Here is a 24041-nt window from a genome sequence, read left to right as displayed (position 1 = left end):
TAGGGCGTGTTGATCTTTTAGGGTTGTTTTTGCAGCGAGTTGTTGTTCATTTAGACAAGGCAGAGACTTTGTAGTGTAGTTATTCTACATAAAAAGCCGATAACGAAGTAAAAATGAACAACAAACGTTGCCCTTAGGGTTCGGCTAAAAACGGATTCTGCATTGTTGAGCGAATTTTGCTTAGATTACTAGGCGGCAATTCACTCGCCGCGCTTAATCCGTTTTTATCTCGAACAAAAATCAATCAGCAAAGAACAGCACGCCCTATTTGAAAATATTACACTTGTACGGGTGTCAATATTTCAGATTTCTGTGATTTTTTCTTCATTAAAATAAGATACATTGTCGGTACCCAAATCAGCGATAACATAGTCGTTAACAAGGTTCCGCCAGCAATGGCAATTGCAAATGGAGGCCAGAAACCGCCGCCTGCAATAATCAAAGGTAAAAAGCCGCCGATGGTGGTAATGGTGGTCGAGCCGATATGCCTACCGCAACTGCTGACCAGTTCGATAATGGTCTCTTTATTACCAAGCCTTGCTTCGGGCACATCTTCTAACTCAGCCAATATTACGATAGCGGCGTTAATGGCTAAGCCCATGAGCCCCAGTAGACCTATGATAACGGTAAAACCAAACGGGTAGCCAAACAGGTAAACGGCTAATAAGCCAAGACCCGCAGATTGAAACGCACTGAGTAAGATAATGGCGGTTAACCTAAATGAGTTAAACGACAATACAACCGTTGCCAGTAATAAGGTGACGACCACGACAATGTTAGACAGTAAGTTGCCAACTGCTTCATCTCGCTTAGCACTCTCACCGCCTATTTCTAAGTGATAACCTGAAGGAAGCTCGATTTGCTCGAGTTTAGCTTTGACGTCACCGAGTACTTTACCCGGCAATACTCCGCTAACGATATAAGCTTCGATGGTATTGACTCGTTCGCCATTTCGGCGCGGTATACCGCCGCGACTAACATTGATTTGGTTATTAGCAATAGCAGAGAGCGGTATGCTATCGCCATTGGCTGATACGATATTGATCTCAGATAAGCGAGTTGCTTGCTCACGAGATTGATCTGCTAACCTGACTCTCACTGGCAAGGATTCAGTTTGCTCTAAAATACTGCCGCCTATGATCCCTGTCGTCGCCATCTCGACTTGTTTAGCGATATCGGTAAGGCTTAAACCACTCATTAAGCTAGCGTCTTCATTGACTTGTAACCAGACTTTCGGAGAGCCTGCACTTAACGTCGCTCGAGTATGAATAACATCTTCGGTTTGCATTAATAGACCGCGAGCTTGTTCACCAAGTTGGTTTAATGTGTCTAATGATGGACCGTATATACGTAACTCTACTGGCGCATTAAATGGCGGGCCTTGTTCTAGTTTTCTGACTAGGATTTGCGCTTGCGGGAAGTCAGTATCAAACTCTTTTTGTAAGGATAAAATCAGTCGGTTTGCAGCGTCAAAATCAGTGACCTTAACCATGGCTTGTGCATAGTTTGTCGCACCTTGCTGACGTTGGGTAAGGTTGTAATAAAATGATGGTGTATTGCCGCCAACAACCCAAGTAATCATCTCTACATCGTCAATAGACTCAAGACGTGCATCAATGGATTTAACTTGTTTTAAGGTGTTATCTAAGCTCACATGAGGCGCTAAATACACTTCAATTTGAAACATGTCTCTGTCAGATGGTGGAAAGAATTGCTCAGTCATCTTAGTTGAGGCAAAAAAGCCCACAAGCGGCAGTATACCAATTAATAATGCGCTGAATAATGGGCGTTTTAGCGCAAAGGCTAAACTGGTTTTAAAAGCATGACCTAAACGAGGAAAAGCCATGCCTTTTTGATACCAAGCCATCGATTCACTGTCTTGACTAAAGCGACCAGCGAGACCTGCGATAATAGTATGTGAAATAAGGTATGAGCCTAATAGGGCAAACATCACTGAAATCGCAATGCCGCCAACAAACTCACCTGCAGCGCCAGGCATTAACACAATCGGGGCGAAGGCAAGCATAGTCGTTATGGTTGATCCCGCTAACGGCAACCATAAGTGGTGCAGTGTTTTGCTGACAGCTTCGAGTTTGCTTAACCCTTGTTTACGACGCTGGGCAATGGCATCGACGATGACAATGGCGTTATCAACCATGATCCCAAGTGCCACGACTAAACCTGTCACTGACATTTGGTGAATGGGTAAACCAGTATATTTCATGCATGCTAAGGTAAACAGCGCGGTTAATGGTAATGATAATGCCACGATAAGCGCGTTTCTTAAGCCCAAGGTGAGCATTAAAACAAACAAGATAATAAAGAAACCTTGGATAAGGTTTATCATTAAATCGCCTAAACGAACGCTAGTGTAACCTTGTTGGTCAAATAACCATTGAACTTCAATATTGGCTGGTAAATTAGCTTTGTAACTCTCAACAACCCGACTGACTTGAGCTTGCCATTTATCAACACGGTTGTTATCAATCATACGCGCAGAAACTAGCACACCAGGTTGGCCATTAATTAACGCGATGGTTGTTGCAGGTGTTTTAGGTTGACGACTGATGTTTGCCACATCAGCGAGGCGAATAATCTGCCCATTAGTGTCAATTTTGAGTGGCACTTCACTGACGCGGGTAATTGAGTCGAGTTCACCAGAGACTTCAATTAACGCTTTAAATGTGGCGTTATTGATTTCACCCGCTGAGATTTTACTGTCTGCATTGGAAAGGATAGAAGCGATGCTAGCTGGAGTTAATTTAAGTTGGCTAATTTTATTGCCATCGAGTTCAACTAAAATTTCTTCATCTGGTGTGCCAGATAGCTTTACAAAATCAGTGCCATTTAAAACTCGAAGCTTGCTTTGTAACTCTTTTGCATATCGATTAAGTATATCGGTACGAATAGGTGTATCACTGCTCCACACCAGCCCTAGAATGGCGGTATTGGCATAGCCTGTCTGATCGTCAAGGATGCCATTTTGTGCGGTAGTCGGTAGTTGGTATTTGCTGTCTGCAATCAGATCTCTGGCCCTAGACCACACTGGGGCTGTATCGATGACGTTGTCTTTCAACTCAAGCTGGATAACGGAAATACCAGGTCGAGAGGTTGATTGAACCAGCTTTAACTCTTCTAATCGGCGTAGTTCATTTTCTAAGACTTCAGTGACTAAAGCTTCAACACGCTCAGCCGAAGCACCAGGGTATTGAGTGACAACCGAGGCAAATCGGTTGGTAATTGTTGGATCTTCTGTGCGTGGCAAGCTATTTATCGCGCCTAAACCCGCGACTAACAGCAGTGCAATCATCAAACTGGCTAGTCTGCCATTTTCAACAAATGCCTTAATCATAGTGACCTCGCCACAGTCTCAGACGTCGGGTTAACATGTTGGCCTACCACAAGCTTGTGTAGCCCTTTAGTCACGATGACATCGTGTTTGTTTAATGCACCATTGATGTAAGCTTGTTGCTCGGTGGTATAGATAATATCAACATCACGACGCTCAATTTTTGAGATACCTTTCTCATTTTTGGTCACTACAAACACATTCCATAAACCTCTTACACCGTCAGTGAGTGATGCAATAGGCACCCAATAGCCAGCATCTTCAATTTGCTGTTGGTACGCTAAATAGGCTATCTCACCGTTAATGATTGGCTGGTTACTTTTGGATAAATCATTACTAGGTAAATCTATGCGTAATTGCACCGTGCGGGTCACGCTATCAATTTCAGCGCTGATACCGGCAACACGGCCTTTATAGCTTTTACTGCCAATGAGTATGTTCACCATTTGGTTAGTTGTTAAAGTCTGCGCGACAGCAATAGGTACACCGATATAGGCCTGCTGTTGACTGGTGCCAATTAAGGTAAAAACAGGGCTACCTAGAGCGATTACTTCGCCCAAGTTGTGATGGCGTTTGCTGATAGTGCCATTAAAGGGCGCGACTAATGTGGACTTTTCAAGTTTAAGTTCTGTTGCATATAAAGAGGCTTGTAGACGTTTTTGGTTGGCTAACAGGCCGGAAACCTGTTGCTGGGTTTCGTCAAATTGTTGCTCTGAGACATATTGCTTCTTTTTAAGCTCTACTGAACGTTCGAAGTTACTTTGGGCTAAGTCTAAATCGGCTTGGGTCTGTTGCAATGAGGCACTTAACTGTTGATATTCAGCCTCGAGTAATTGGGTGTTCAGTGAAGCCAGTTTTTGCCCTTTAACCACAGCGTCGCCACTGTCGACAATAATATCACTTAGCTTACCAGCCAGCTCAAAACCGACCCCTGTAGTATCTGTTGAGCGAACGCTGCCAGTATAGCGCTGCTGATGTTGGTAACTTGAGCTAAAGTTGAGTGGTTGGGTTATGACTTTGGGTACTGCAATAACGGTTGTTGTACTTGCTTCATCGTTGTTGCAGGCGCTGAGTAGCATTATCGAAAAAGTCATACTCAGTAAAGAGACTGCTCGTGTCGACTTTGAGCTTGATAATAGCGATCTTGATAATAGTGATCGTAAAAATAATGGTCTTGAAAAAAATGTTCCTGTAAACAAAGAGCGTACAGACAAAGAACCTGCAGAAAAAGACCGAGACACTGTTTTCATGGGGAGCATTCCTATTGCTAATACTACTTTATAGGCAATTCAATATGGCTCATATTGACCTGCACTTAACATCGTGCGATTCTAAATTTCAGAACTAGACTGTCTAGTCCATTTTGATGTAAGTGTATTTCCATAAAACTAGACTGTCCAGTCTAATTTGTGATTAAATGTTATCTCTTGTAACAAGTTTGCTGCAAGAAAATGTAAAAAAGGCTTTAAATCAATAAGCGAAGCCCCAAAAAAATAAAAGATGAATTTATAATGATAACTGCGAAACACTCTACACTTTGCCAGCATAATGCGCCGAAAACGCGTAGTGAGCAGAAATGTGCCCAAATACTTCAAGCGGCGATCGAGCTGTTTTGTGTGCAAGGGTTTCCTAATACCAGCATGGATTTAGTGGCGAAAAAAGCCGGGGTATCAAAGCAAACCGTCTATTCCCATTTTGGCTCTAAAGATGAGTTATTTATTGCTGCGATTGAGTCTAAATGTGTCGTGCACCAATTAACCGGTGACTTACTTGAAGACTCAACGAATGCTGAGCAAACCATAAGAACGTTTGCTACCCAATTTGGCGAGTTGATTGTCAGTGAAGAAGTTTTGGCGGTATTTAAAACCTGTTTAGCTCATGCTGATACTCACCCTGATTTATCTAAATTGTATTTTGATGCAGGGCCAAAGCATGTATTAGGGTTATTAAGTGATTACTTTAGCCGAGTGAACAAACATGACGAGCTTTATTTTGCCAAGCCACACGATAGTGCAGTGCGACTGTGTTTGATGCTGTTTGGTGAACTCAAAATGCGCTTAGAGCTTGGGCTGGATGTGAGCGATCTTTTACAAAATAGGCAGAGCTATATTGAGGATACTGTGAGCTTATTTTTAAATGCCCACCGAAAATAAACCAGCCATGTTATATCATCAAATATTAATATAGCAGCGTGTATTCACTTGCTACTGTTGTGATAACCTAAAACTGTGTAATATCTCATAATACATTGAATTTGTGATCCAAATTGAATAGGTCAGAGTATTGACGTGTAGATTTGGCATTCAATATTTTGATCATAATAATAATGAGAAAGGAAGCAGTTAATGAACGTTACCCCAAGCTTGTTCCAAGCTAATCAGCTTAATGCTGGTCGATTAAAAAAAGTGGCGCAATTGAGTGTGATTGCGGGACTGTTTCTCACTCCTTATGCTGCTGCATATGATTACTCACCTTTTAAGTTTCATGTATCGCGCACTTCTACAGATGCAGCTCAAGTGGGTGACACTAATACTGAATTACAACGTGATGTTTGGCGATTAAAACTTTCAGGCGCTATGCCACTGAGCAAAGAGTGGATGCTCGGCGCTAATATTGGTTATGACAATTTAGATTACGGCTTTAAGAATATTGATAGTGACCTACTAAATGGTCGGGTTGCCCCTTGGAGTTCAATTAATAAATACAGTGCAGGTTTGTCATTAACTTATCGACCAACTGACACAAACTGGATGTTTTTGTTAGCGCCAAAACTGCAATATGCTTATGCCAATACTGCGTCATCGTCTGATGCACAAAGTTATGGTGTGGTGGGCTCGGCTATGTACCGTTTTGAATCAGGTAATATGCTTGGATTCGGCGTGGCTTACCTTAACGATATTTCTGAAGTTAAGACTGTTCCTTACTTAGCTATTCGCTGGAAAATTACCGACAAACTTACCTTGGGTAACCCATTTCAAGCCGGCTTTAGTGGTCCTGCAGGTTTAGAGCTTTCCTATGAAATGAATGACAAGTGGAACTTCGGTGTTGGTAGTTCACGTCGTTCAGAGCGCTTTTTGATTACAGATCAAGAACAAACCATTGAGATGGAAGAGTGGGTAGGCTTTGTCCGGGCGGGTTGGAACATCAGTAAAAAAGCGACCATTAATGCTTATGGCGGTTACTTCTTTAACAGTGAAATGGAGCTCAGTGAGCCTAATGTGACTGACGAAATAGAAAATCAGTCTGCGATAGGCTTAGCTTTCGATATTAAGTTTTAATCTACAAGTTTTAGTCGATAAATTTCATTGTTTAGGGGCTGAGCATATAGCACATAGCGGATTGAGTTTTTTATAGTCTCATTGTTAACTACAAACCAAAAAAAAGCGACCATCAGGTCGCTTTTTGATATTTATTTTTGACCCCTGTGTAAAGCATTATCAATTGTTATTTATAGGAATTTCAATGTTCAAATGGATTTGTTTTTTAATCTTGGCAACTTCGTTTAACACCTTTTCTAAGGAGTTAACTTTTTCGAAAGAACTGTCATTTTCAAATTTTTGTGAACCCATCATTAATTTCATATCGTCTAAGCAGGCTGAATTAATTTGGTCAAAAAATCAATGGGAGCAAACTGGAGGGGCTTTGCCATTCGGGGTTAAATTTAATAACGCGATAGTTCCCATAGTCGATTTAACATCATTTTCTGAATTAGAAGGTTTTGGTGAGGATGTATCTTTCGGCTCTGAAGAAAAATCTATAGTGTTTATGATCAGTTTAAATCAGTCTGGATTGAAAACACTTAATGCGCTTAACGTCACCCCAGTTGATCCAACACTTACTCATTACTTAACTGAGGAAGAATTTAAACAACTGGAGGCTTTCTATCAAAATACTGTTCATGACGTTATTCGTAAAGGTTATGAATTAACCCAATCAATCCTTCAATGCGACAAAATTGTGGATGAGGAGAGCTTTAAGCGTATCGTTGATATTAATTGGATAGAAAACATGCAGACATTGATCCTCAAAAAGGCTATTCGAGTGCGAGATAGCTATTTTGTTTACGATATTAATGGAATTGATTACGGTGTACTTGGCGAAGAATCATTTTCAATTATTATGATTGTTGGTGGGTACAGTATTAAAATTACGGTATTTACTGAAGATGAGGTTCTCTTAAAACAGTTCTTTTTTAATTTCATGAATGCCATTAAACATAACAGGTTTAATTTGGTCGATTGGGAATATTTTGGAAAAGAAATACCGCGCTTGTTTACCATTGATTAAAAGCTCATTGCTAACGACAGACCAAAAAAAGCGACCATCAGGTCGCTTTTTTATTGCTATAAGCTTTTTGCTGCCAAGGTTATTGGGCCAACATGTTTTTACGTAAGCTTTTTTGCGCAGGTTCGTCGCCTAACCAAATTTTTAGCAGTGCTTGTCTGAATGCTTCACCTGCGATTGTGGCTTGTTCGACACCATTTTTAAAACTGGTGACGCCAGCGCCTTTATGGGTGACAAAGGTAAATTGATCGCCTTTACTGACTTCTTCAGTAAACAGACCCATAAATTGGGCTATGTCTTTGTCTATTGAAGCGGTGTTGCCATTGGTTGCGCCGTCAAAGCCTTCTTCAATTGCATCGGTCATTTTGTCTGAGGTGATCATACCCGAGGTAATGTTAAGGCGAATAACAGCAGTTGATTGATCTAATACTGCGGTCAAATCATTGGCTGGCGTGGCAATGTAGAGGCTACCAACATATAAATCCATAAAGAATTTACTGCGAACGCCTGCGCCATTTAACGCTAGTGATTGCTCGGCAATGGTTAGGTTATCTGCTAACTCAACACCAGAAACGGTTTTAGCTTCAGCAAGCATTGGGGTCAGTAAAGCTGCGGTAAGTGCGATGGTTGAAAGTGCTTTCATAGGGTACTCATTTATTATTTTCGTATCAGTCAGGTCGATGTTGAACTCGACGAACATTTAAAATGCTCTGTCGAGATCATTGAGTAAACCTGGCTTATTGGTTTTTTAGCTGCGCATCCCTAGCTTATATTGTCCATTTTGTTCAAACATGATTGCTTGTTTTTTCTTGGGAGCAATCAAGATAGGACCGTCATCAAAAAACAAAAATGCTTTCCAATTACGGGCAAATACAACCCAAGTGGTTTCGATTATTTGGTATTTTTCGTAGCAGAAAAACACTTGAGTGTCGTCGTCCCAATCAATGAACTCAGCGATAGGCTCTGGCAATGTATTATCGTCAGAATCCCATGCCGACTGCCAATGTTCAGTTTGTTTCCAAGCATCTTGCTTTGCAGCCCAATCTCCTTTAGAAAACAATTCAGCACGATTACATTTATTACTGATCCATTGATTCCAAACCGTCATAGCACTTTTTTCAGTGAGCGGTTTGATTAATGCTTTATCTGTATCTAACACGGGTAAATCTTTATGGTTAAAGATCCACTTGCGTTTGTATGCATCTAATGGAATGTAAGTGTGTGCCAAAAATAGCTCCTAGGTTTAAGAAAGGGTCTTCGATGTAAGCGAAGGATTATAACTTTTCACCATTGATAGTGCTAGCAATGTACGAGGAGAGATTGATATGAACGGCATGTTGAAGGTTAACATGCCGTTCATGGGGTGAGTAACAACTGAGATTACAGGCGAAAGCGTCTAATTAACGAATGGAAGGTACTGATGGTGCTTTCTAGTGACTCACTGGCTCGTAGAGATTCTTTAGCGGCATCTGCAGTATCAGAAGCGCCATCTGCAATGTCGATGATTTGCTGATTAATATGTTCAGCGACTGCACTTTGTTCTTCAACGGCTGATGACATTTGAAAGGTCATATCAGTAATATTACCTACAGCATCTTTAATCTCACCAAGGGCATTTCGGGTGTTTTCAACAATTTCTACCCCTTGTTTCGCTGCAAGTTCACCTTGAGCCGACATATCTACGGCACTGCTTGTACGAGCAGATAATTGCTTAATCACAGCATGAATCTGATCTGTTGATTCACGGGTTTTAAGGGCGAGGGCACGTACTTCATCTGCTACAACACTAAAACCTCGACCTTGCTCGCCTGCACGTGCCGCTTCTATGGCTGCGTTAAGAGCCAGCAGGTTCGTTTGGTCTGCAATAGATGAAATCAGATTAGCTGCTTGGCCTATTTGCTGAGTAGAATCTGCCAGCTCTTTAACTGTCACAGCAATACTGTCAACTGTGTGGCTTAATTGATGAATTGAGTTAAGTGATTCATCAGCTAAGTGGGTGCCAGTATCGACAAACTGCATCACGTTTTCAGCGCTATGTGAGTTCTCCTCAATCTTTTGAGCGACTTCTTGTATTGCCTGAGACATTTCAGTGATGGCTGACGCAATTTGTTGAGTGGCTAAGCCCTGCTGTTCAACAGAGGTTTGGGTGACTTTGACCTGTGCTTTACTGGTTGAAGAGATATCATCAAGACCTGATACCGACTCATTAATTCGGGTGAGTGCTGTACGACACCTCGCTATTTCACTGATAAAAGCAAGCTTTGCTTGTGCGCTTACACCAGCATCATCAAAGTAGGTTTGCGCGACGGTTTTATCTGCGAATGACTTGGGGCTAATAGCGAGTAATGACCGCCAATGTGATGCTTGTTGCTGCAGACTCCAAAAGCTACTGATACTTGCGGCAATTAGGGTTGCAATCACTGCAGTGGTGTTGCTTTGCCAACTGAAAAACAAAATGAGTAATGTGCTAGGCAAAAGGGTAGGTAATAGCTTATTGAAATTTAAACGAGCACTGGTTAACAGTGTATTGGCAGACTTACCCGCTTTGATACGTTGGTAGGCTGTATTGGCTCGCTGCTTTTCTGCAGGCTCAGCGCATACTCTAACGGATTCATATCCCACTAGCTTTTTACCATCATATACTGGCGTTACGAAAGCACTGACCCAATAGAAGTCACCGTTCTTACGGCGGTTTTAACTAAGCCCATCCACACATTACCTGCCTTTAGGGTTTTCCACATTGTGGTAAAAACCGCGGAGGGCATATCGGGGTGGCGAACAATATTGTGTGGTTTTCCCAGTAACTCTTCTCGGCTATAACCACTGGTTTCAATGAAAGCTTGATTACAGTGGGTGATGTTGCCTTTGGGATCGGTGCTGGAAACGAGAGGGGTGTCGGGAGAGAAAAAGTACTCTTTATTGCTGGCCGTATATTGGGTCATAATGCTTCTTATATTTGACTGCAGAGATCTAATTATTATTAAAATTGTGATGCTAATCTCAAAATATTGGCCAAATGTAAACTAAAAGAGATGTTATTAAAAGTAGTGAAAACAACTGTTTAAATAGAAAAAATAGATGAAGATACTGCAAGGGGTAAAAACCTTAATTTAAACAGGTGTTTAATTTATTTTGTGATACCTAGCTTGGATACAGATTGAAACACCTTTTATCTAAGGTGATGAAAATCAACTTTATTTTTAATATAGATGATTTCATATATCAAAAAGCCCTAGCTAAATGATGTTAGCTAGGGCGTCTTAAAGTGATAATGAGTTTAGCTTATAAACCGTTTTTATATTGTAAGTGGGTTGATTCTGGCACCATGGTCGCAAGAGTCGTGCTGACCTCATTTTGGCCATCAAGCAAAGCCTCAAACTGTTTAATTAGCTCAACCTTATCTGGCGACTCTTTGTCACCTGCACCTATGTTAGTTAAATCAATCATAAAGCCGTCGAACATATGGCTAAGATCATCAATGATCTCGGTATTTAAGAATTGGTCTTGGTTATAAATACTTGGGTATCCGGCTTTTTGCTTATCAATAGCGAACGAGTCACCCTTGAGGTTTTTAATGCTGGTGGATTTATCACAAGACAACATACAGCCATTATCAATACGGGGTTTTTCACAGCCAACACTTTGCTGGAAAAAGCACTGACGGCTCGCCATCAATAGAATGGGATGATAAATACTGTAGAGCATTTTAAAGTTGTTAGGTCGGGCAATTTGCTTGATTTGCTGTTTGTTAATTTCATTAGAAATAAACGCACCTGTACAATCAAAGCCTTCTTGCATAGCCAGTAAAGCATAAGAGTTAGTGGTATTTAAAAACGGACCTGCAATCCACTTAATCCCAAGTTGCTGCGCGTGATAAGCAATACCTGTGTTATTGGTGACAATTAACTCTGGCTTAACTTGCTGTAAAATATTTAATGCTACGTCATAATCCTTACCAATCAGCACTGGTGGGAACCAAGGGATCAATCTTGGGTTTTGTTGTAAAAAGTCAACATACTTTGTACAGCCACGCTTGTACGCATCAGGTAATTTAAAGTAGATGTCCCCATCGGTCACTTCAGCAAGTTTGGCATCTTCCTCATCACAAATTAGCATTGAAAGTGCGGGCTTTTGCTCTGCATCTTTTGGATGACGTGCAAGTTTAGGTAGTTCAACTTCAGCAATAACTGCAATGCCATCATTCAAGTAAGCTAACAATTCATTTTTTAAGGTGGTGATTTCACGGTATGGAATACTTAATCCATCGGTAAGCTTGTCAGTTTGCAGTTGGACTAATTCATAGTTGGCATTGTTGATATTTTTAAAGCGTTTTTCAATGGCTTCTTTATCAACACTGAGCTTCTCACTTGGCATCATTAAGCTACTCGAGCTAAACACCACTGTTTTAGTTTCAGCATCGGCTAAATCACTGCTGTTATGTTCAGTGGTTACCGTTAGGGTTAACGGCTTATTTGGCTCGCTTGCAAAGCTTAAGTTGAGCTTTAATTTCTCAATACTTAGATGTGCAATTTTATCGTCAACTGAAGCATTAATTTGTTGCTTGTCGAATTGTAATTGTTGCTGAGCATCATGGATTTGCACCACTGAAATTGACTCGCCTTTGTCAGCTTTGAGTTGATCAACTAAGTGATTTTTGGAATTGTCACGTGGGTTATCAATAAACATTGACTGATTTAAGTCACCACGTAAGAAGGCATTAGTGAAGTCACGGTTAAAGACTTTGTATAAACGCTCGCCGTCTTGGGTGAGTTCGCCTGTTTCAACATAACCATCAATTTGTTTACGGAAACTATCAATCACAGTGTGAACGTAACTTGCGCCTTTAATGCGGCCTTCAACTTTAAATGAATAAACCCCAGCGTCGATTAATGCAGGTAGGTCAAAAAAGGCCGAGTTATCTTTAATGTTAAGTGGAAAGTTATTTCCCGACTCTGTGGTTTCGTATTCTTCACGGCATGCTTGGCTACAACGGCCACGGTTACCAGAATTACCAGCACTGGCAGAGGTTGAATAACATAAACCAGAGAAAGCGACACATAACGAACCATGCACAAACACTTCTAATAAGGTGTCGTGTTCTTTACTGACTTGCGCAAGGGAGGTAATTTCTCGTAAGTTGAGCTCACGAGATAAATTGACTCGGGTTGCGCCTAGTTTTCTTAAAAATGGAATTTGTCCGGCATTGTGGGTGGTCAACTGGGTTGATGCATGAATATCTAAGGTTGGGAAATGCTTACGCAATACATAAAGCAGCCCCATATCTTGCACAATTACACCATCTAAAGTGGTGTTAACCAATCTGTTGAGCAGCTTCAATAGGGTCTTAAATTCTTGTTCTAAAATAACGATATTTAGGGTTAAGAAAATACGACAGTCGTATTGATGGGCAAGTCTTATGATCCCGACCAATTGATCGAAGGAAATATTAGCAGCGCGATTACGGGCGTTAAAAGTATCTAAGCCGCAATAAACAGCATCTGCACCCGCAATAATGGCCGCTTTAATCGCATCGACATCACCACCTGGGGCTAATAATTCAATCTTCGGTTTCATGATCTAAAAGGTTCTCAGTTAATTTTAATGGGGGGATGTTACCCGTATATTTTGCTAATGAATATCGTTAAAGTACATTATTAATTAGTAAGCCCGTATATAAGTTGTAGGGAAAACAACACAAGAATGAATAAAATCATGGATTTACCCGTACTCTACTCGTTAAGAAACTGCCCCTTTGCAATGCGGGCGAGAATTGCCATTTATAAGTCGCAGCAGCCTGTTTTGCTGCGAGACCTGGTTTTGAGTGATAAACCTACAGAAATGTTAGTGGCCTCACCTAAAGGAACTGTGCCAGTGATTGTGACTGAAAAGGGCATTGTGATTGAAGAAAGCTTTGAAGTGATGCTATGGGCATTAACTCAGGGTGACCCTGATGATTTGTTGTTTACAGATACTCCTGAGTTACTGGATAAAATGCTGATATTAATTTATCAATTTGATAGTGAGTTTAAACGCTGCTTAGAGAACTACAAATGTGCCAAGCGTTATAGCGAGTCAAATATCGATGAATGTCGTCAAGCGTGTGAAAAATATATCCATCAGCTAGAGCAATTGTTAGATGGGCAAGATTATTTAATGGCAGATCGAGATAGTTTAGCCGATATAGCACTGTTACCCTTTATCCGTCAGTTTGCCCGTGTTGAACGTCAATGGTATTTACAGTCACCCTATCCCAATGTCAGAGCATGGTTAAATCGTTACTTACAAAGCAAGATGTTCAGTAAGGTGATGACGAAATACCCACTTTGGTTAGATGGCAAGCAAGATGTGATGTTTGGTGGTTAAGGTAGATAAATATGCAAAAACACGACGCTTTATTTTCAAAAAAGTCAGCACCAGAGCGCTCCGCTCGTATGGTTGAAACTATATACGGGTGTAAGTGGTCACTGACGGTCTATCAATTACTGGCTAACGGTATTAATCGACCTGGAGCGATGGTGAACCATGTTGAAGGGTTAACCACTAAAGTGTTGAACCAATGTTTAAAGCGTAACGTTGAATTTGGTATTTTAGATAGGGTGACTTTTAGTGAAATTCCGCCAAGAGTTGAATATCAAGTGACAATTTTTGGACAAAAGTTTTTGCGGATTTTAGATGAGTTAGAGAAGCTACAGCAGGAATTGGACGCTAATGATAGCTAGCACCAATCAAGCATGCGCGATTAAATAATGAAAGACATATAAAAGCCCGCTAAAAAGCGGGCTTAGTTATCTTAAAATGGTGCAAGATTAATCAACGTAATTACAGCTCAACGTTAATCCACACTAAACGGTGATCTGATGAGACAGACTTTCCGCCACCGCCCCAGTTACCTACACGTTCGTCGTTCATCATTAAACGACCATCTTCAAATGATGCAGGCCAGAACACACCAGAATCAGTGATATTTAAATCGCTTGAAGGAATAGCGTGGTCTAAACGAAGGCCTGAAGTGCTGGTGATAACATCTGGGTATTTAGTGCCCCAGTTTTCAGCTCTACATTCACCATTTGATAAACATTCAGGGCCACCTAAACTGCTTGGTGCATATACACCATGCGTAGCAAGTTGATTAACGTGGTCACTGTACATTAACCCTTTGATGGTATCTAAGTAGCCGTCGCCTGATTCAGGATCGGCATTTAAATCGCCTAGAATAACGAAAGATGAGTCAGCAGAAATACCGCCTTTAGTGCCAGCATCATCGTAAATGTAACTACCTTCACCTGAAATGTAATCGTCCCAGAATTTGATTTCTGCACGGTTAAGCAGTTTGTTATTTTCGGTAACCGTGTCGAAAATAGGGGGAGTTGGGTGAGACATTAATAAGTGAATCACTTTGTCGCCATCAGCAGTAGGGATGATGATAGGCGCATCAACGTGGTTTTTAGATGACATTGGCTTTTCAGCCCAAGCTTCTGCTGTGTACCATTCATCACCACAAGCCAAACCTTCAGGAATTGGATTGTTTTCGTCTTCACAGTTAGTGATAGTTGGGTTTGCTTCACCTGGCATATCTTTCCACTTAAAGTTTTGGAAAGTACGCACGTTGTCTGTATCGATTGGGTATTGTGATAATAGTCCGAAGGCATATTGACCGTGGTAGAAACCAAAGCCCCATGCATCACCTGGCAATGCGACAGTGCCATTACGATCTAAGTCGTGATCACTTAATAGGCCAGTGTTAGTGGCAAAGCTCTCAGCATACCCGAATTGAATAGGCTCAAGTAATTCAACATCATCAGATGTCGAACCTAATGCGTTTTGCGGCACTGAAAGGTAGTTTAAGCGGAAACCTTGAATGGCTTGTTGGTCTTCACCTGTCCCGTCGTTATTGAACTCACCCATTAATAGAACTGCTGGGCGCTCAGTTTGAATAATCGCTGCTACGTTACGTATTTGAATGACTTTTTCTGCAACTGCGAGTTCATCGTCAGTTAATGTGCCGTCAAACCACTTGTCCATTAAATCCTGCTGAACAGCCGGTGTTAGCTTCATTTCTTCAACAAGATCTGCGTAGGTACTTCTGTCAAAAGAAAGGTTATAGGTACCGATACGAACATCTGTGGTTTCAGGTGTAGGTTCACCTGGGTAATAATTGTTGGTTTCGTCGTTGCAACCCGCTAGTAATGCAACACTGACAGCAAGTGCTGCAGCTGTTTTGAATACTTTCATTTTAAAACCCCATTGTTATTTATATATGCTGCCTTTAGTGGAAGCTGAGTGGGATTTTATACAAGTGTTTTTATATGTTCCAAATAAAACATATCAATGTAAACAGTAGGTTGCGATTTAATCTCTTTGTTGTTTTTGTGCTTGAGGTGAGTGTTAATTTGGTTGTGTTTTGGTTATTTGTTTTGATGTTTATTGCTGATTGCTTAAGTTGGTGGGCTGATGTGATGTGGTCAAGTAAATCTGTACACACTTAGCGGGAGCTTGTTATAAAGCTTGAGCACTTAAATTTTGCTGAAAAGGTTAAAAAAATGGGCAAGACATTAATAGCGTCAGTACCCATTTTGATTATTGAGGGTATTTATTCACCCTTTTGAAAGCTCAGCTCTGTGGTGCTTTCTACCGAAGCCGCAATATCAGATTCAGTAAACAAAAGCGGTCTAAACTGTTTTTCAGTTGAATATAATATGCTTTGATCAGCAAAGGCTGGTTTAAGAATATTACTCGACTCAGAGTAAGTTAATATGCCTTTTGCGACAGGCCCTTCATCAGTGAAGCTCACCGCCATCATCCAGCTAGAACCATAGCGGATTTGATATCCTTCTGCAGTTAACCCTGAAGAAAGCGGTGCACCTGATACTGCATCCATCACTGCAGCATATTTGTGCTGTGGTATTAACGTATCATCGCCAGATAAGCTGGTGGAGAATACATTAAAACCACCTTCTGCGTTATGTGTACCTGGCCAAGGTAGTTTAGTCCCCGAAGCCGTGCCATCAGGCAGTGATTTTTCAACGAACTGAACCGTTCCCATTGTTGAATCAACGGTAAACCCAGCAGCTTCAACATTCATAGCTGCGCGTGCAAGCGCCACGAGCGCACTACCATCAGTGGCTAATGTGTTGGGTGTCATGGCTGCATTGGTGGCATCAAATGGCACTGATAACATGGTGCTTTGATCGAACAGATGGGCAAATTCACGAATTAACGCGCCGCCGACACTGTCGTTATCTTGCTTGCCGTTCCAAGCCGTTAATGCACCACATGCAGCACTGATGTCTTTTGACTGGGTTGCACTTACTTCAACAGGAGTATCCGCTTGTGCTTGGCACTGGCTGATTAAATCACTGAAAACCAGATCGTTTAAAAAGATGCGGTTGGATAAGACTGCGGCTTCTAACTCATCAACATTGAACTTACCGTCATCACCGGCCGCATCTTCCATCAAGGTTAAGCCCATTCGGGTTCGCAATGATAATTGACCGCGTTCAGGGCCGTACATGGGTGAGTAGTTTTCCAGTGGCTGAGCTAAGTTAGTTGACCAAAATGAGTTATTTGAGTTTTGTACGAAATCAGTTCGCTCAAGTTTTGGTGCTCGCTCATAAGGCATTGGGCTATCGAAATGAAAGATAGAAGTATTACCGGGTAAGATGGTAAAGCCTGCCTGCTCTCTTGCGGCAATGATATCAGGGTTGGTTTTAAGCAGTGATACGGCGAAGTCGGTTAAGCCTGGTACGGTAGAATCATCAATATAAAAGGCATTGCCTTCTTTATCTGCATACATAGTGTTATTAAATATAACCCCGTCAAAGCTTTTAAACGCTTGCTGAAACTCCTCTTTATTTGTTGCACGGTTCATAGCAAACCAATGATCGATAGGATCTTTATTTGCCATATTGGCATCTTGAAGCATAAAGGCTTGGCCATCATCCCAACCAAAGGGAGCAAGGGCTGCTGGGGCTTCAACAATGGGGCCTTTAGCTGTGGTGTAAATATCTTTTTCAGCAATAAGCATTCCTGCTGCGCCGCCATTAACCAAAACCTGTACGGTTTCTTTAGTAATTGGCATTGGGCTGCCTTCATACATATATTGCATGCGGTCGCCACTGACGAGCTCAAGGTTATACATCACAAAATGTTCAGCGGTTGAGAAGGTATGCGTCCAAGCTAAATCCTTGTTAAAGCCAATATTAATTAACCCTGGCATGCCTACTAATGAGCCGCCCATGACATCAAGTTGACCAGGAATCGTCACATGAGATTGCCAAAAACGTAAGTTACCCGTATGCGGGAAATGCGGATTACCTAACACCATGCCTTTACCATTTTCAGTTTTATCTTTGCCTAAACCCCAGCCATTTGAGCCTAGGTTACGTGGATTGGTTTCTGGCGTGGTAATGGTGTTTGCTCGAGCTAGTAGCTTATTATTCACATCTTGAATGAAGGCGGTTTGAGATGCAGAAGGTGCAGGGCCGACGATACGAGGAAGATACTCTTCTCCGTCACCAGGATTGGCGTAGAAAATGAGGTCTAAGAAGTTTGCTGCACCGGGTAGCAGGGCGATTGAGAAGAGATAGTTGGCAATGTCGACGCCTTCAATCGGTTTAACCCAAGGTTGGCCGGCACAAAATGGCTCAGCTTCTTGTTCACCTGCTTCAACATCGGCTAGGAATTGATTGTAGCCTGCGCTAAAGCCTTCCATTAGCGCACGGGAGTTATAGCTAAATTGTGGATACTGGGCTTCCGCCATTTCTCTTATTTTTAATGCTTTATAGGCGAAATCAGAAACCAGGTTACCGTTATCTTCTGCAGTAGGTAAACCAGTGGCAAAGTCAATTGAGGCGTGGGGACCAAAGTACATTGAACGTTCAGAGTTTGCTTTAATAAACCCATCAGCTAAGACACATAAGTTATCTTGTGCTTGAGCATAACCGCTTCCAAAACCCAAACTTTCAAGGTTGTCAGCTTGAATGTGGGGAACCCCATATGCAGTGCGGCGAATTTGCGCTTTAAGCATTCCGCCTGGGGCAAAAGCTTGTAATGGTGGAGTGACTTCAGGTTCAGGTGTGACTTCTGGCGTTTTTGAGTAGTCGGTGTCGTTACCACAACCAACGAGAAAGACTGTTGACGCAACGCCAATAGCCAGCATGAGCTTATTCAGGTGCATTATTTTGTTCAAGATAATTATCCTTATTATTGTTGTCTCAGCAATTTGCATTGTTGAGTGAGTCTCACTTTTCCTTGTGTCTCAACTTTAAGCGTTAACAGCCTCAATCGTGATTCCCATCATCACTTGTTGATTGTGTGAAAACCTTAAATACAACAAAAACACTTATTTGATTAAATCAATCATTCAAACGTATGTCTACATATACCTGTATTAGTTGATGTTAATTTATAGATTAAAATCGCTACGAAAATAAACGACTTTGTTAACGGTTTGAGGTGTAAATGATGAGGGGGTTAACCGATTAACGCACGGGAAGTACTTATGGGTTCATTAGTGAAATAATTAGCAAAAACAGTGAACTATTTTAGAAGAGCTCCGGTCTTATGCTGCAACTGACGCTAACGGCTATTCTGTAATTTTTATTCTGGTACTAGCTTATTCCATGCTGATCCGTTAGATTGCGCTCCACTCGGTATTGATGCAATAGAGAGTGAGTCACTAGCAATTAATTCATTCGCTATTTATTCAATATTTATTGATTAAATACAATAGGTTCAAAAAATAGAGGCTAATATTTTTAACACGATTTCTCATCCTAAGGTTAAGCAGTGGACAGCCAAACTGTTCATGCTACTGACATTATTTTGCTTATTGCAAAATGGTGGGATGGCGTCGTTGTTTATTAATAGCCTGAACTTGTCGGGTCTGCCTGCTGCCAATGTCAACTTGATGGCTACTCAAGTGGCTAAAATAACGCCAATGCCAGCGGTTGAATCAACATCTAAATCAGCAACTAAATCAGCAACTGCATCTACAGCCAAATCAACCAATACGGCAGATTTTTCAAATGAGAGTGAGTTCAAAATGTGCGAACTCTCAGAGAAATCAATGCGAAGCTGTGTGGATAGCCCTTCAGTATTATTGCTGCTGGTCATTCTGAGTAGTTTTGCGATACTTCTCTTTATAAGACCTGGTCTATTAGGTCGCCTGTCATATCACTGCCACGCCAAACCTCGGCGTATACATATCTCTTTGTGCCGCTTTCAAGAGTGAAGCCGCAGATAAACCTCACATTGTTTGCTATTTCTAAGCTCATTGCCGTTATTTAACTGATTTCATCGGTTAAATCGATGCTACTTGAGCCCATTGTTATGTGTTAGGAGAATCTGTTGAAGATTTTTAAATCATTCTTACAATCATTGATGGTATTGATTTCACTGAGTATCAGTTTATCTGCCGCCGCAGCGACAACTGGGTGGTTAACCAATGAAAACCACCCACCGGTAAAAGTACGCTTTATGCTAACGGGTGAAGTTAACCCGCAGACCAATATCCTCCCCGCCACGCTTGAAGTGCAATTAGAAGATGATTGGAAAACTTATTGGAGAACACCTGGTGAAGGTGGCATCGCGCCAAAAATCAATTGGGAAGGTTCAACGAATCTTGCTGATGTAGATTGGCAATGGCCAATGCCAGAATCATTTTCGTTAATGGGGCTGCAAACCTTAGGCTATCAAGGTGAGGCGATTTTCCCGTTATCATTGAAAGTCGATGACATTGATTCAAACACACACCTAAGTGGTAAATTTACGCTCTCGTCGTGCACCACAATATGCGTATTGACTGATTATCAGTTTGACCTTGAATTTGTGCCAAGTGAACTAAGCGCTGATACCGAGGCGATGTTTACTTTTAATAAAGCGATATCTTCAGTGCCGCAAAAGGTGATTGTAGATAAGGGCGATACGCTTGAAGCAAACAGGATTAGCATTGGTTTTGATACAGAGCAACAGCTACTTCAAGTCACTTTAGCTGATACCAACTGGCAGCAACCAGAGATCATTATTGACGGTGAACCAGACAGTACCTTTAAATTATCCAGCATTAATTACCTAGATAAAAGTGATGGCCAAAAAGCGTTAGTGGCTGTTTTTGATGTCACCAGTTGGTTGGGCGAACCTGATATTCTCAATAAGCCTTTAAATGTCACCATTGGTGATGCTAATCGTGCACTTGAGTATTCTGCGGATGTCAGCCCAACATTTATTGAAAAGAATGCCAGTTCACTCATTACTATGATGCTGTTTGCTTTACTCGGCGGGCTTATTTTAAATGTCATGCCGTGCGTGCTCCCAGTATTAGGTATGAAGCTCAGCAGTGTTATTGCCGCACCAGATTTACAGAAAAAGAAAATTAGACAGCAGTTTATTGCCTCTGCAATGGGCATCATGGTGTCCTTTGGGTTATTAGCTGCCTTTATTATCACGCTTAAGTTTACTGGCCAAGCCATTGGTTGGGGCGTGCAATTTCAAAACCCGTGGTTTATCGGCTTTATGGTGTTGGTGACCTCGATTTTTGCGCTGAATATGTTGGGCGCATTTGAGATAAATCTGCCATCGAGCTTTCAAACCAAACTGGCTACCACGGGTGGCAATGATCATCGAGGTCACTTTTTACAAGGCATGTTCGCCACTTTGCTGGCCACGCCATGCAGTGCCCCCTTCTTAGGTACGGCGGTGGCATTTGCACTGGGCGCTGATGTGGTGAGTTTATTGGTGATATTTACCTTCCTTGCATTAGGGATGGCATTACCTTGGTTGTTGGTGGCTGCATTTCCTCAAATTGCCCGTTACTTCCCTAAACCAGGCCGTTGGATGAATACCGTTAAAGTGGTGTTCTCAGTGCTGTTATTACTGACAAGTTTGTGGTTAATCAGCTTGTTATCAAGCTTTGTTGCAGTATTGCCATTATGGATAGCCGCAATGGTGTTAGTCATCACTTTCTTTGTGTTAATGGCTAAGCATTATGGCACTTCAGCGGTTATCGCCAGCTTTAGTATCGGTCTGATATTCGCGGCAATTGGTGCATTTGCCACATCTGATGATTGGTCACAACCATTACCGACAGATTTAGTGTGGACACCACTTGACCAACAGCTCATCGCTGCAAAAGTCGCTGAGGGGAAAACGGTGTTTGTGGATGTGACCGCTGATTGGTGCATAACCTGTAAAGCCAATAAAGTTGGCGTGGTGCTACAAGACCCGGTTTACAGTGCCTTAAAACAAGATCATATGGTCTTGATAGAAGGAGACTGGACCATGCCTTCAAAGCCGATTACTGACTACTTACAAAGTCATAATCGATTCGGAGTGCCATTTAATGTGGTTTACGGTCCTAATGCGCCTCAAGGCATAAAGTTGCCTGTAATTCTAAGCAGTGAACAAGTGCTGGCGGCGATTGATAGCGCATCAGGCAGTTAAGCTCACTCAATAAGCCAGTGAAATGAATAGCGCGACAATGGGCTATTCAATTCTTTTTATCAGTACCTGGCTATCAAAAATATAACGATAAAAGTCGATCTATTAATGACAGCTATTCATGGTTTTCACTGCCAATTAACCGTGGCAAATGAAACTGCATTAATAGCAATCGACATGACTAAATTGGAAAATAAAAATGACAGTATTTAATAAGAAAGCTTCTAACAATAAAGTACCTAATAAGAAAGTCGCTAAATTTTTGCGCTCAACCCCGTTACAGTTATTTGCCATAGCGGCTTTAACAGCGGGGGCATTTATGCTGATGTCACCATCACCTATCATTGCAGCGGCCAATGCCAATGACACAGCATTAAGTGTCGAGCAACAACAACAAGTAAAAGCCATTATAAAAGATGCCTTAACTAATGATCCTGAGCTACTTAAAGAAGCCATTATTGCATTACAAATCCGTGAGCAACAAGGCGCTGAGTCCGCTGCGCAGTCGGTTCTGCAAGAGCATCATCAACAGCTTTACAACACTGCAAGTGATCCTTTTAAAGGGGCTGAAAATCCTGAAATAACCATGGTTTATTTTACTGATTTTAACTGTCCATATTGTAAGAAAATTGAGCCCGCTATTAATAAGCTTGTCGAACAATATCCACAGTTAAAAGTGGTCATCAAAATGGTGCCCCTGCAGGGCGAGGGTTCACGTGTCGCCACTGAACTTGCGCAAACGGTATGGTTAAATGAACCTGAAAAATACCTAACACTTAAGAATAAATTAATGGAAAGTCCACGTGGGTTGAACGGCAATACCATCGCTAAAGTGGCCAAAATGACAAATACTGAGCACTGGCTAACCAATACCGACCCAGCAGTGGCAAAACAAGTACATGACAATTTAACGCTGATGCGCAATATCGGCTTAGGTGGCACCCCAAGTATGATTATTGGCGATACCGTTATTCCAGGCTTAGTGTCTTATGAAGTATTAGAGTCGACTTTACAGCAGGCTATTAGCAGTCAGGAAAATAAGAAACAAGCGGTGAATGATGAGTAAATTACCCTCAACAGGCACTCCTAGTAAGGAAGCGGCTAATATGGAAGCGGCTAATAACGAGAATACCAATATGGACACAGCAACAGTGTCATGGTTTAAAAAAATGATGGGCTGGTTAAAACAGATCATGCTGTTTTTGGCATTTTCTATCGTGGTAACAGGCCTGTTCGACATTTGGCGCGGCAAGGATATTGAAAGAGATAATCTACCAGACATGAAGGCGATAAGCTTAAATGACGAAATGGTTGATGTGCTCGCAATGAGCCAAGATCAAACGGTATTAGTGTACTTTTGGGCCTCATGGTGTCCGGTGTGTAATTTTGTTAGCCCTGCTGTTGATACTTTGTCTGCCTATTATCCCACAGTGTCAGTGGTGATGAATTCAGGTACTGATGAGAAAATGAAGCAATACTTGCAGCACAAAGACTATTCGTTTGACACGATTAACGATAATGAAGGTCTTCTTGCTCAAGATTGGTCTATCCGAGTGACGCCAACCATCATGGTGTTTAAAGAAGGTGAGCTGCAATATTATACTACCGGTTTTACCAGTTTGCCGGGTATATGGTGGCGAATGGTACTTGCTTAATCGATAAACCGTCGTTAAATTTTAATTAAATACGAGTCGATACTTTATGAGTATCGACTCTTTTTTTGCAGAAAATGCGTTTATAAGTTGTTGTTTGAAAGGTTTTTATTCACCTTAAAGTAAAAATAGATTCAATTAAATAATGCTAATCTTGAAATGTTACTTCTAATGCTTCTGTTATTTCTGATGCATCTAGAAGAGGGATACGAACAAATCAACAATAATGAAAACGTTCGAATGGCTTTAGGTTAATTGAGCTTTAATCATGATTATTATTTTAGCGTTCTGCCAGGGGAAAAAGCTTGTAATGGTGGAGT

19 protein-coding genes are annotated in these 24041 nt (G+C 41.5%); 9 read left to right on the top strand and 10 right to left on the bottom strand.

Annotated features, from left to right (window positions below; translation table 11 throughout):
* Window positions 1-277: 277 nt before the first annotated feature.
* The gene (locus AB4153_RS16895) at window positions 278-3352 is read right to left on the bottom strand and encodes an efflux RND transporter permease subunit (RefSeq protein ID WP_371998189.1); all 3075 of its coding nucleotides are present in this window, start codon (window positions 3350-3352) and stop codon (window positions 278-280) included.
* Window positions 3349-4428: an efflux RND transporter periplasmic adaptor subunit gene (locus AB4153_RS16890; RefSeq protein WP_371998188.1), complete on the bottom strand. Its 1080-nt coding sequence runs from the start codon at window positions 4426-4428 to the stop codon at window positions 3349-3351. The genes AB4153_RS16895 and AB4153_RS16890 overlap by 4 nt, the downstream gene beginning before the upstream one ends.
* Here AB4153_RS16890 and AB4153_RS16885 point away from each other — a divergent pair.
* The 4 genes from AB4153_RS16885 to AB4153_RS16870 all read left to right on the top strand — a co-directional run bounded on the left by AB4153_RS16885 (window position 4406) and on the right by AB4153_RS16870 (window position 7636).
* A complete protein-coding gene (locus AB4153_RS16885; RefSeq protein ID WP_303516943.1) occupies window positions 4406-4633 on the top strand; it encodes a hypothetical protein in 228 nt (75 codons plus the stop codon). The genes AB4153_RS16890 and AB4153_RS16885 overlap by 23 nt on opposite strands.
* Before the next feature lie 227 nt (window positions 4634-4860).
* A complete protein-coding gene (locus AB4153_RS16880) occupies window positions 4861-5502 on the top strand; it encodes a TetR/AcrR family transcriptional regulator (RefSeq protein ID WP_303516944.1) in 642 nt (213 codons plus the stop codon).
* Window positions 5503-5694: 192 nt separating this feature from the next.
* A complete protein-coding gene (locus AB4153_RS16875) occupies window positions 5695-6627 on the top strand; it encodes a DUF6268 family outer membrane beta-barrel protein (protein WP_303516945.1) in 933 nt (310 codons plus the stop codon).
* A gap of 184 nt (window positions 6628-6811) precedes the next feature.
* The gene (locus tag AB4153_RS16870) at window positions 6812-7636 is read left to right on the top strand and encodes a hypothetical protein (RefSeq protein WP_371998187.1); all 825 of its coding nucleotides are present in this window, start codon (window positions 6812-6814) and stop codon (window positions 7634-7636) included.
* 79 nt (window positions 7637-7715) lie between these two features.
* Here AB4153_RS16870 and AB4153_RS16865 read toward each other — a convergent pair whose 3' ends face one another.
* The 5 genes from AB4153_RS16865 to AB4153_RS16845 form a co-directional block, all read right to left on the bottom strand.
* Window positions 7716-8276 (bottom strand): chalcone isomerase family protein, encoded by a 561-nt coding sequence (locus tag AB4153_RS16865; protein WP_371998186.1) that lies wholly within the window; start codon window positions 8274-8276, stop codon window positions 7716-7718.
* Window positions 8277-8381: 105 nt separating this feature from the next.
* The gene (locus AB4153_RS16860) at window positions 8382-8861 is read right to left on the bottom strand and encodes a DUF2947 domain-containing protein (protein WP_229369320.1); all 480 of its coding nucleotides are present in this window, start codon (window positions 8859-8861) and stop codon (window positions 8382-8384) included.
* Window positions 8862-9013: 152 nt separating this feature from the next.
* Complete coding sequence (locus tag AB4153_RS16855; protein WP_371998185.1) at window positions 9014-10255, bottom strand: methyl-accepting chemotaxis protein; 1242 nt, start codon at window positions 10253-10255, stop codon at window positions 9014-9016.
* Between the two features lie 26 nt (window positions 10256-10281).
* A complete protein-coding gene (locus AB4153_RS16850; RefSeq protein ID WP_371998184.1) occupies window positions 10282-10575 on the bottom strand; it encodes a PAS domain-containing protein in 294 nt (97 codons plus the stop codon).
* Between the two features lie 340 nt (window positions 10576-10915).
* Window positions 10916-13207, bottom strand: coding sequence for a peptidase U32 family protein (locus AB4153_RS16845; RefSeq protein WP_371998183.1), 2292 nt, complete (start codon window positions 13205-13207; stop codon window positions 10916-10918).
* A 126-nt stretch (window positions 13208-13333) separates the two neighbouring features.
* Here AB4153_RS16845 and AB4153_RS16840 point away from each other — a divergent pair, with 126 nt between their 5' ends.
* Both AB4153_RS16840 and AB4153_RS16835 read left to right on the top strand, forming a co-directional pair.
* Window positions 13334-13996, top strand: a complete 663-nt coding sequence (locus tag AB4153_RS16840; protein WP_371998182.1) for a glutathione S-transferase — start codon at window positions 13334-13336, stop codon at window positions 13994-13996.
* Between the two features lie 11 nt (window positions 13997-14007).
* On the top strand, window positions 14008-14352 hold the full coding sequence (locus AB4153_RS16835; RefSeq protein WP_371998181.1) for a winged helix-turn-helix transcriptional regulator: 345 nt from the start codon (window positions 14008-14010) through the stop codon (window positions 14350-14352).
* Window positions 14353-14452: 100 nt separating this feature from the next.
* Here the strand turns inward: AB4153_RS16835 and AB4153_RS16830 are convergent, their stop codons facing one another.
* From AB4153_RS16830 to AB4153_RS16820, 3 genes are all read right to left on the bottom strand, one after another.
* A complete protein-coding gene (locus tag AB4153_RS16830; protein ID WP_371998180.1) occupies window positions 14453-15865 on the bottom strand; it encodes an endonuclease/exonuclease/phosphatase family protein in 1413 nt (470 codons plus the stop codon).
* Between the two features lie 358 nt (window positions 15866-16223).
* Window positions 16224-18809 (bottom strand): acylase, encoded by a 2586-nt coding sequence (locus AB4153_RS16825; protein WP_371998193.1) that lies wholly within the window; start codon window positions 18807-18809, stop codon window positions 16224-16226.
* A gap of 740 nt (window positions 18810-19549) precedes the next feature.
* On the bottom strand, window positions 19550-19747 hold the full coding sequence (locus tag AB4153_RS16820) for a hypothetical protein (RefSeq protein ID WP_371998179.1): 198 nt from the start codon (window positions 19745-19747) through the stop codon (window positions 19550-19552).
* Between the two features lie 234 nt (window positions 19748-19981).
* On the opposite strand from AB4153_RS16820, the gene AB4153_RS16815 reads away from it, so the two are divergent.
* From AB4153_RS16815 to AB4153_RS16805, 3 genes are all read left to right on the top strand, one after another.
* Window positions 19982-22072 carry a protein-disulfide reductase DsbD family protein gene (locus tag AB4153_RS16815; protein WP_371998178.1) on the top strand — a complete coding sequence of 697 codons (2091 nt, stop codon included), beginning with the start codon at window positions 19982-19984 and terminating at the stop codon, window positions 22070-22072.
* Window positions 22073-22268: 196 nt separating this feature from the next.
* Window positions 22269-23135: a DsbA family protein gene (locus AB4153_RS16810; protein WP_371998177.1), complete on the top strand. Its 867-nt coding sequence runs from the start codon at window positions 22269-22271 to the stop codon at window positions 23133-23135.
* A 70-nt stretch (window positions 23136-23205) separates the two neighbouring features.
* A complete protein-coding gene (locus tag AB4153_RS16805) occupies window positions 23206-23724 on the top strand; it encodes a protein disulfide oxidoreductase (RefSeq protein ID WP_248955124.1) in 519 nt (172 codons plus the stop codon).
* Window positions 23725-24041: the final 317 nt, after the last annotated feature.

Origin of the sequence: Shewanella sp. 10N.286.52.E4 (assembly GCF_041468785.1) — a bacterium.
In the GTDB taxonomy this organism is placed as follows: domain Bacteria; phylum Pseudomonadota; class Gammaproteobacteria; order Enterobacterales; family Shewanellaceae; genus Shewanella; species Shewanella electrodiphila.
Note: the sequence above shows the minus strand (reverse complement) of the source record. Positions and strands in the feature narration are given on the sequence as shown.